Genomic DNA, 9,432 nt, shown 5'->3' on the forward strand with positions numbered 1-9,432 from the left:
ACCCCCCCCGCCGTCCAACCCGGGGGCCGGGGGGGGGCCCGGGGGGGGCCCCCCCCCCCCCACCCCCGGGGGGGCGGCCCCGGCGGGGGGGGGGCCCCGGGGGGTTTGCGCGCGGGGGCCACTTCCTCTCGTCCCCGCTATGCCACTTCCCTCTCGGGTCAGCCGATACGGGTCAGTTTCGCGCCGAACGACGGCTCGGACAGATCATTCTGAAGAGCCACCGGCGCCTTGAGCTGTCCGGGGCCCGTGCCCACGGTCACCTCGCCGACGACCGTGCCCGCCTTGGCCGAGTGCGGCACCGTCTTACCGCCGTCGCCGATCTTGATGTCGACCGTCAGACCGGACCAGCCGACCGCCTTCAGATCCTTGGTGGCGACGACCGGCGTGGTGCCGCCGAGGCCGTCGTCGACCTGGCCGACGACATCGCCCTTCTTGATGACGGTGGCCGAGGTGAGGGCGTCCTGCGCGGCGGTGATCAGCTTGTAGCTGTTGGTCTGCGCGAGCTGGAGGCTGGCGTCCAGCGTGGTGGTCGCGCGCTGCTCGAGGACCACACCGAGGATCCGCTGCTTCTTGCCGTCGATCGTCCGCACGGCGCCCCACATCAGCGCACCGCCGGCCGGGGTGGAAGAACCGGTCTTGATACCGATCACACCCGGCTTCACCAGCAGATTGTTGTTGTTGTAGATACGGTCGCCGAGCCCCGGGATATTGGTGTTCGGCGTGGCCACGACCGCCCGGAACGCATCGGACTGCATCGCCGCCTTGGCCAGCTTCAGCTGGTCGGCCGCGGTGGACTTGGTGGACTCCTTCAGACCGCTGGGGTCGGTGTAGGTGGTGTGCTTCATCCCCAGGCTCTCGGCCGCGTCGTTCATCTTCTTCACGAACGCGTCGAGCGATCCGGCGTCCCAGCGGGCGAGCAGCCGGGCGATGTTGTTGCTGGAGTTGATCAGCAGCAGCTGGAGCAGCTGGTGCTGGGTGAAGCTCTGCCCCTCCTTGACCTCCGCCCGCGACTCGTCGGCGGACTTCGCCTCCTCGGCCGCCTGCGCGTCGATCTTGATCTTCGGACCCTCCGCGTCGCCCTTCAGCGGATGGTCCTTGAGCACCACATAGGCCGTCATGACCTTGGTGACGCTGGCGATCGGCACGGGCTTCTGCTCCCCGGAGGTGCCCAGGCTGCCGACGCCCTCGACCTCGGCGGCGGACTGGCCCTGGTCGGGCCACGGCATGGAGAGCGCGCCGCCGCCGAAGCGGTAGACGGCGTCCGAGGTGAGCTTCAGCGACGGATCCGGCAGCGGCCGCAGCGCCTGGGCAACGCCCAGGATGATCACCAGCAGCACGGCCAACGGCGTCCAGATCTTGACCCGGCGGACCGCCGTTCGCAGCGGCGTCTCGGGCTTGGGCGGCGTGTTGGTCAGCTGCGCCAGCAGATCGAGCGGCGCGGGCTGCTTGCCGTCCGGGGCCAGCGGCGGCAGCGGCTGCTGCTTGGTCCGCTCGGCCTCGGGGACCGCGGGCGGGGCCGCGGGGGCCTTCGGCGCGGCGGGCGGGGCCGGGGGCTTCGGCGGGGCCGGGTCGTCGGGAGACCGCAGCGGGACGAACTTGCTGGTCCGCTCGTTGTCCGACTCGCCGACGGGCTTCTTGCCGGACGTCTTGGCGTCGGACGCCTTCGCGTCGGACGCCTTGTCGGCCGTCTTGCTGTCGGCGGTCTTGCCGTCGGCCGTCTCGCTGTCAGCCGGGGGGCTGACCGCCTTGAAGGCGGTGGTCGGCCGGTCGATGCCCTTCTTACCGCCCTTGTCGCCCTTTCCGGACTTCTCCGGGAGCACGCCGAAGGCGGCCGTCGGGCGGTCGATCGGCTTGTCAGAGTCATCGTCGTCCGCGTCGGACGCGGCGGCCTTACCGGACTCGCCCTTGGGCTCGTCCGCCTTGGCCTCTTCCTTCTTCTTGGGCTCGCCCTTCTCGGGCTCGCCCTTCTTGTCCTTGCCCTCGGCGTCCGCCTTGGGCTTCACCGTACGGAAGACCGCCGTCCGCTGATCCACCGACGACTTCGACGGCTCGTCACCGTCCCCCTCCGACTCCGCCTCGGACGCACCCTCAACCTTCGCGTCGGCATCCTCCTTCGGCGTCACCGCACGAAAGACCGCCGTCCGCTGATCCACCGACGGCTTCGACGACTCATCGCCGCCCTCATCCGACTCGGCTTCGGACGCACCCTCAACCTTCGCGTCGGCATCCGCGTCATCAGAGTCGTCAGCGTCATTGGAATCATCGGCGTCATTGGAGTCATCGGCGCCGTCCGCACCGTCCTCGTCCGCTTCCGCCTCCGCGTCGGGCTCGGCCGTATCCCCCTTGGGTGATTCGTCCGATGCACCGGCATCCGCCTCCGGCTCCGCCTTCGCCTTCGACGTCCCGGAACCTTCGCCCTGTTCACTATCGCGAACACCAGAAACCTTCGCTTCGCCCCGGTCGACCGCCGGTGCCCCTGGTTCCGCTTCCGCCTCCGCTTCGGCCTTCGCCTGGGAGGTCACCTCGGGCTCGTCAGGAGCCGACTCCGGCTCCTCGGAACCCGACCGGAGGTCGTCGGACACGACGGCGACCGCCGTCGAGCCCTGGCCCGCCTCCGCTTCGCGCGAGATCGCGAGCCTCGGATCGCTCTCTCCCCTAGCCGTCTCCCCCGACGACTTCTGCTGATCCGACCTGCCGGGGGACTCGCCCGCCACCGATGCCTCCTCGATATGTGTCGCGGGACGCCCTACACCCCATGGCGTCACGTCCCGCAGCCCAACCTCTACCAGTGTCCTGTGTGTCCGGCACGCGATCGCGCATCGCCACAGCCGGAGAGCGTCTTCAGGTGCCCGCCCACCTGCTAGACGAGAACGACATACCTACTGGTTCCCACCCAAACCCCCCAGGCACTCTCGACAGACCAATGTGAGAGGGGTCACCCTGTCATTCATCCACGCGGGGAGGCATGGATGGGCAGGAGCCGCAGAACAATTCCGGAGGAGCTTCTGCTGCTCGCTTTGGACCCGACCACGGGTACCACGGCGCAGCCGCAGTCGCTTGACCTCGGTCTTGCCGGGGCACAGCTAGTAGAGCTGGCCCTGGCCGGACGGATAGCCCCTGACGGGGATCGTATCGCCGTGGTGCTGCCACGGCCGACCGGAGATCCGACTTTGGACTCCGCACTGGAGCTGCTGCGCCGACGCGGCAGCCCGGTGCGCGCGGTCCACTGGATCGGCGGGCCCCGGCTGGGGCTGCGCCAGACGTACCTCACGCACCTGGAGCGCTGCGGCATGGTGCATGCCGTCGCGGGCCAGATGTGTGGCGTACTGCCGACGACGCGCTACCAGGCGACGGAGACGGCGATCAGCCGGGAGATCAGGGCCCGGCTGGACAGTGCGATCCGCACCGGCGTACCGCCGGACCCGCGGACCGCGGCGCTCGCCGCCCTGGCCCACGCGGTCGGGCTCGGCAAGCACCTGTATCCCGGGAACGAGGGGCGTTCCTCGCGCTCCAGGCTCCGGGATCTGATCCGGCACGACCCGATGGGCGGTCTCGTGGCGCACGCCGTGATGGACGTGCAGAACGGTGCCGCGGCGCAGCCACGGCGCGCACCGGCCGCGGGCCCGGGCCGACAGCCGGGCACGCGCGCCGCGGCGGAGCCCGCGGCCGGCGTTCCGGCCCAGCCGTCCCGTCGCGGGAGCATGGCCCGCGTCGGAGCGCGCTGAGGCCCCTTCGGGGCACCATCGCACCAGCACGCACCACCCAGCCCGTCGAACGCACCAGCAGCCCGTCAGCGGGGCGGCGGACACCGCTCCCGGCACCGTCCGGGGCGGAGCGCCACCGTCCGGCTCCGAGCAGCACCGAGCACCACTGACGCTCCACCGACCGCACCGCAGTCCCCACTGACCCGGTTCGGGAGCCGCTGAAGCGGGGGGGGTGGTGGGGGGGGGCGGGTTGGGGTAGCCCCCGCCCCCCCCCCCCCCCCGCTGCCCCCCCCCCCGGGGGGGGGCCGGCGGTCCGGCGGGGGGGGGGGGGGCCGGGCTTTTTGGCCCCCGGGGCCGCCCCGCCGCCCCGCGCGCGCGTTCGCCCACCGTTGTGCGGCCGCCCTTGTGCGGCCATTTCCCAGCGCGGCCCCGTCCGGTAGTGGCAGGCTGCTGAGCAGCATAAATCAGCAGTACGAAGCCGGAGGTGCACGTCCCGTGACATCGAACGTCGGCCCCACTGTCCGGCGACGCCGGTTGGGCCAGGAACTGCGCAGGCTCCGCCAGGAGAAGGGCATGACGGCGGAGGAGGTGGCGGAGGAGCTGATGGTCTCCCAGTCGAAGATCAGCCGACTGGAGAACGGACGCCGCAGCATCAGCCAGCGCGATGTGCGCGACCTGTGCCGCACCTACAAGGTGGAGGACAAGGCGCTGGTCGATTCCCTGATGCAAATGGCGAAGGAGTCCCGCCAGCAGGGCTGGTGGAACGCCTTCGGCGATGTGCCGTACAGCGTCTACATCGGCTTCGAGACGGACGCGGCGTCGCTGCGGGTCTACGAACCCCAGGTGCTGCCCGGCCTCTTGCAGACCCCGGAGTACGCGGAGGCGGTGATCAGCGGCGCCCTGCCCGAGGCCCCTCAGGACCAGATCGCCCAGCGGGTCCAGGTCCGGCTCAGGCGCCAGGAGCGGATCACCGATCCACTGGCGCCGCTGCGGCTGTGGGCGGTCGTGGACGAGGCGGCGATGCGGCGGGTGGTCGGCAATTCCAAGATCATGAGCGATCAGCTGGACTATCTGGTCCGGATGAGCCACGAGCCCCATGTGACGGTGCAGGCGCTGCCCTTCGACATGGGGTCGCATCCGGGGATGAGCGGGCAGTTCACCATCCTGGAGTTCTCGGACGAGTCGGACACCAGCGTCGTCTATCTCGAGGGCGTGACCAGCGACCTGTATCTGGAGAAGCTCAGCGATGTGCAGAGCTACAGCATGATGTACGAGCATCTGCGGGCCCAGGCGCTGAACGCGGATCAGAGCCGCCAGTTCATCACCGAGATGGCCCAGGAGCACGCCCGCAGGCACCAGGAGGAGAGCGAGGCGCCCCCGGCGGACTGAGGAGGGACGGAAACGCTCCGGCGCGAACGGCGAAGGGCGGAGATTACACCTCCGCGCCTCGCCGGGGAAGGGGCCACGGGAATATGCCATCCGGTCGAGTGAATGGCCCGCTTTCCAGACGATGTTGCCGAGTAACGTCGGTGACGCCTCCAATCGGGGGTGCGTCTCATCTACACAATGCATCGGAGCAATCGTGTCCATTCAGCAGGGAAAGACGAGCATGTGGGTGAAATCCTCGTACTCCGCCGGAAACGGCGCTTGCGTGGAAATCTCCTCCCCGGTCATCAGCGAGATCGCCGTGCGCGACTCCAAGGACCCCCAGGGACCGACGCTCAGCTTCGCCCCCGCATCGTGGTCGGCCTTTGTGTCCGACGTCAGCCGAGGCGCCTTCGACCTCGGCTGATCTCCGCAACATCCGGCCGCGGTAGCGCGGTCGGCGGCGCGGAGCGCCAAGCCCGCAGCCGAGCCCTCTCGACCGGTCGCCGTCCCTGCCGAGAGGGCTCTTGCCGTTTCCGGCGCTTTCCCGCGTCGCCGCTTCAGCGGAGTTCCGCCACGTATTGGTCCGTACCGGGAATCGTCGGAATGAACGGCGCCATGAATTCCACCCGGCCGAGACCGGCATCGGCCACTTCACCGTCCAGACCGGTGAAACAGGGGTCCCAGCATTCGCGGGGATCGGACTCCAGGAACCAGAGCAGGGTCAGCCGGGTGTCGACCCCCTCGACCTGCTTCACATACGACATCCGGTCCGAGGGCAGCGGGGTCGGCCGGAAGACCGTCACCATCGCGGCGGGTGAGCCCGCGAGCCGGCGCGGCAGATGTCTGGATCGGAGCCATGCGAGCAGCTCCTCCCGCTGCCCCGGGCCCTCGCTCTCGATCACCTCCAGTGCCAGCCCGGCGTAGGGGTGGTCCAGCGCGTGGTGGTCACGCGGCCCGGCCGCCCCGTCCCGGTAGATGGTGGCCTCGTGGTCCTGGAAGGCCGTGAAGATGTGCGTACGGTCCTGGTAGACCCGCCCGTCCCGCAGCAGCCGCTTGTTGATGCCGACCGTCCACCGCATGTGGTCCGCGTAGCGGCCCTCGGTGAGCCAGTAGACGGAGAGGTAGCAGCCGGCGGTCACCGGCTGGGCGATCGCCGACTTCTCGGGGTAGCGCAGCAGTTGCAGCTCACGGGTGGCGACCCAGCGGCGGCCCGCGTAGATCCAGGGCATGGCCATCGCGCCCGCGATGAAGTGGTCGTCCTCGTACCAGCGGTTGTAGGCGTACTCATGGCCCGGGTGCGGCTCGACCAGGGTGATCAGGGCATGGCCAGGGCGCACCCCGTACGGGCCGACGGAGGCCAGTTCCGCGTACGCGTCGCTTGTCATGTCCCTCAGGTGTAGCTGACGTGACGTCAGTTGGGGAGGGGTGCGTACGAATCAAGTGCGCGGAATCGGACGGCGAAAACGGGGCCGGTGGCGCTCTGGTCATCTCACGGCCGCGCCCCTAATCTGACGCGACGCCAGATACGGGAGGGACCGCCATGCCGCTGCAGGGCAAGACCGTCGTCGTCTCCGGGGTCGGACCCGGGCTGGGAGCCCGGGTGGTGGCCGCGTGCGTCCGGGACGGGGCCCGGGTGGTGTTGGGGGCGCGGACCGGGGAACGGCTGCCGAAGGTGGCGGAGGAGGTCGATCCGGGCGGTGAGCACACCGCCTGGCGGCCCACCGACATCGCGGACGAGGCGCAGTGCGAGGCCCTCGCCGCGCTCGCCCTCGACCGCTTCGGCGGGATCGACGCCGTGGTCCATGTGGCCGCGCTGGACAGCCACTTCGGCGGCCTGGAGGACGCCGACTTCGCCTCCTGGGCCCGGGTGGTGGACATCAATCTGCTCGGGACGCTCCGGATGACCCGCGCCTGTCTGCCCGCGCTGAAGCGGAACGGCGGCTCGGTCGTGCTGATCGGCACCCAGTCGTCGTCCGCCGCCCCCACCGAGCTGCGCCAGACCGCGTACGCCGCCTCCAAGGGGGCGCTGACCTCCGCCATGTACGCGCTCGCGCGTGAGCTGGGTCCGCACCGGATACGAGTCAACACCGTGCAGCCCGGGTGGATGTGGGGGCCGCCGGTGCAGGCGTATGTGACCTTCACCGCGCAGACCGAGGGCGTGGGCGAGGCCGAGGTGCTGAGCCGGCTCACCGACCGGATGGCCCTGCCGGAGCTGGCGACGGACGGGGATGTGGCGGAGGCCGCGGCGTTCCTGGCCTCCGACCGGGCCCGGGCGATCACCGGGCAGTCGCTGCTGGTGAACGCCGGTGAACTGATGCGTTAGCGCGACTCCTGTCCGGCCTTTCGGGATCCCGCTCCCGTACGACCCAGCGATCGGTGGGCGTGCGTCTGACGAAGTGCCCGCCCATCGTGGGCGTACAGACATGCGAACGACAACGCCCCGTCAGGTCAAGAAAGCGTAAATTGGTTCTTCTTTCTGACCTGCGTTCACATTCGTGACCTATAGAACCCTTGACCGGTCACCCGAACGAGCGGTTCAATCCCGGAAGTACCCCGCTCCCGCTCGGGGGAACCGCCCATGACGAACGTCGCGGCGAAGTGCGCTCCCGTTCATATGGCGGACCCCTGGGAGGGGACATGAACAGTCTCGACTGGGTTGTACTGATCGGCTACTTCGGTGTCATGGTCGGCATCGGCCTCTGGTCCCACAAGCGTGTGGACAACGTCAGCGACTTCTTCACCGCGGGCGGCAAGATGCCCTGGTGGCTGTCCGGGATCTCGCACCACATGTCCGGCTACAGCGCGGTGATGTTCACGGGATACGCGGCCATCGCCTACCAATACGGCATCACCTCCTATGTCACCTGGTCCTTCCCCATCGCCATCGGCATCGCGATCGGGGCCAGCCTCTTCGCGCCGCGTCTGAACCGGGTGCGCAGCAAACTCAAGGTGGCCTCGCCGCTCGAATATCTGAAGAACCGTTACAACCTGCCCACACAGCAGGCGCTGGCCTGGTCCGGGGTGCTGCTGAAGATCGTCGACGTGGGCGCCAAGTGGGCGGCCATCGCCACCCTGCTCTCCATCTTCACCGGTGTCTCGCTCAACCAGGGCATCCTGATCACGGGCGTGGTCACCGCCATCTACTGCACCGTCGGCGGGCTGTGGGCCGACGCGCTCACCGAACTCGGCCAGTTCATCATCCAGTTCATAGCGGGCATCGCGATGCTGATCGCCGTGCTCAATGAACTGGACGGCTTCTCCACCTTCTGGACCGTCTGGGACGACCTCCCCGACAGCCACCACCAGCCGACCGTCGGCCCGTACACCCTGGTCTTCCTGCTCGCGTACCTCTTCATCAAGACCTTCGAGTACAACGGCGGCATGTGGAACCAGGCGCAGCGCTACATGGCGACCGACAGCGCCCACTCCGCCAAGCGCTCGGCGCGGCTGTCGGCCGTCCTGTGGTTCGTCTGGCCGCTGGTGCTGTTCTTCCCCATGTGGGTCGCGCCGCTGATCATCAAGACGGACAAGCCCGCCGACTCGTACGCCGAGATGGCCGAACACCTGCTGCCGCACGGTCTGCTGGGCCTGGTGATCGTCGGTTTCTTCTCACACACCATGGCGATGTGCTCCTCGGACGCCAACGCGATCGCGGCCGTGGTGACCCGGGACATCATGCCCGCGATCTTCAAGTCCGTACGCGAGTGGAGCAGCCGCACCGGGCTGCTCGCGGCCCGCTACACCACCCTGCTCTTCCTCGCCCTGTCGATGGCCATCGCCACCCAGGTCAACTCGGACTTCTTCGGGGACATCATCACCGTCGTGATCAAGTGGGTCGCCGGGCTCATGGGACCGATCGCGATCCCGCTGATGCTGGGCATGCTGCGCGCCTTCCGCAAGTCGGGTCCGACGGCGGCACTGGTCAGCTGGGCCATGGGCCTGATCGCCTTCTACCTGGTCAACTACCCGATCAACGACGCGGTCGACGGAGGCGTGAACCTGGAGTACCAGATCTCCGTCCCGCTCGCGGTCTCGCTCGTGCTCTTCATCGTCATCGGCTACCTCAAGCCGGAGGACACCCCGGAGCGCGATGCCATCCTCGCCTCGCTCAACTCGGATGACGACGGGCCGGGTTCAGCGAGTGCCGCGCTGTCGGTGCCGGGGCAGGGCGACGCGGACGGCCGCAAGTCGGTCGCGGGCGCCACGGACTGACGCCTTCCGCGCGGCGGCCATGACCCGGGCCGGGGGGGGCCCCCCCGGGGGGGGGGCGGCGCGCGGCGCGGGGTGGGTGTAGAGGGGTTAGGGGCGCGGGTAGGGGGCCCGCCCTAGGTGGGGGGGGCGCGGTTATTTTCGCCCCGAG

Annotated in this window: 7 protein-coding genes; 5 read left to right on the forward strand and 2 right to left on the reverse strand. The window is 69.4% G+C overall.

Going from position 1 to position 9,432, the window contains the following annotated elements; all coding sequences use genetic code 11:
• Window positions 1-158: 158 nt before the first annotated feature.
• Window positions 159-2,714 (reverse strand): D-alanyl-D-alanine carboxypeptidase family protein, encoded by a 2,556-nt coding sequence (locus ACFXB5_RS03930; RefSeq protein WP_385202087.1) that lies wholly within the window; start codon window positions 2,712-2,714, stop codon window positions 159-161.
• Between the two features lie 255 nt (window positions 2,715-2,969).
• Between ACFXB5_RS03930 and ACFXB5_RS03935 the strand changes: the two genes are divergently transcribed.
• The 3 genes from ACFXB5_RS03935 (at window position 2,970) to ACFXB5_RS03945 (ending at window position 5,496) form a co-directional block, all read left to right on the forward strand.
• Window positions 2,970-3,725 carry a GPP34 family phosphoprotein gene (locus ACFXB5_RS03935; RefSeq protein WP_385202089.1) on the forward strand — a complete coding sequence of 252 codons (756 nt, stop codon included), beginning with the start codon at window positions 2,970-2,972 and terminating at the stop codon, window positions 3,723-3,725.
• 474 nt (window positions 3,726-4,199) lie between these two features.
• Window positions 4,200-5,093 carry a helix-turn-helix domain-containing protein gene (locus ACFXB5_RS03940; protein ID WP_385202091.1) on the forward strand — a complete coding sequence of 298 codons (894 nt, stop codon included), beginning with the start codon at window positions 4,200-4,202 and terminating at the stop codon, window positions 5,091-5,093.
• Between the two features lie 193 nt (window positions 5,094-5,286).
• Complete coding sequence (locus ACFXB5_RS03945; RefSeq protein WP_075200332.1) at window positions 5,287-5,496, forward strand: DUF397 domain-containing protein; 210 nt, start codon at window positions 5,287-5,289, stop codon at window positions 5,494-5,496.
• 133 nt (window positions 5,497-5,629) lie between these two features.
• Here ACFXB5_RS03945 and ACFXB5_RS03950 read toward each other — a convergent pair whose 3' ends face one another.
• A complete protein-coding gene (locus tag ACFXB5_RS03950; protein WP_385202094.1) occupies window positions 5,630-6,457 on the reverse strand; it encodes a hypothetical protein in 828 nt (275 codons plus the stop codon).
• 155 nt (window positions 6,458-6,612) lie between these two features.
• Between ACFXB5_RS03950 and ACFXB5_RS03955 the strand changes: the two genes are divergently transcribed.
• Complete coding sequence (locus ACFXB5_RS03955; protein ID WP_385202096.1) at window positions 6,613-7,395, forward strand: SDR family oxidoreductase; 783 nt, start codon at window positions 6,613-6,615, stop codon at window positions 7,393-7,395.
• Window positions 7,396-7,709: 314 nt separating this feature from the next.
• Window positions 7,710-9,284: a sodium:solute symporter family protein gene (locus ACFXB5_RS03960; RefSeq protein ID WP_385202098.1), complete on the forward strand. Its 1,575-nt coding sequence runs from the start codon at window positions 7,710-7,712 to the stop codon at window positions 9,282-9,284.
• Window positions 9,285-9,432: the final 148 nt, after the last annotated feature.

It is taken from the genome of Streptomyces sp. NPDC059455, from assembly GCF_042750115.1.
Classification (GTDB): domain Bacteria; phylum Actinomycetota; class Actinomycetes; order Streptomycetales; family Streptomycetaceae; genus Streptomyces; species Streptomyces endocoffeicus.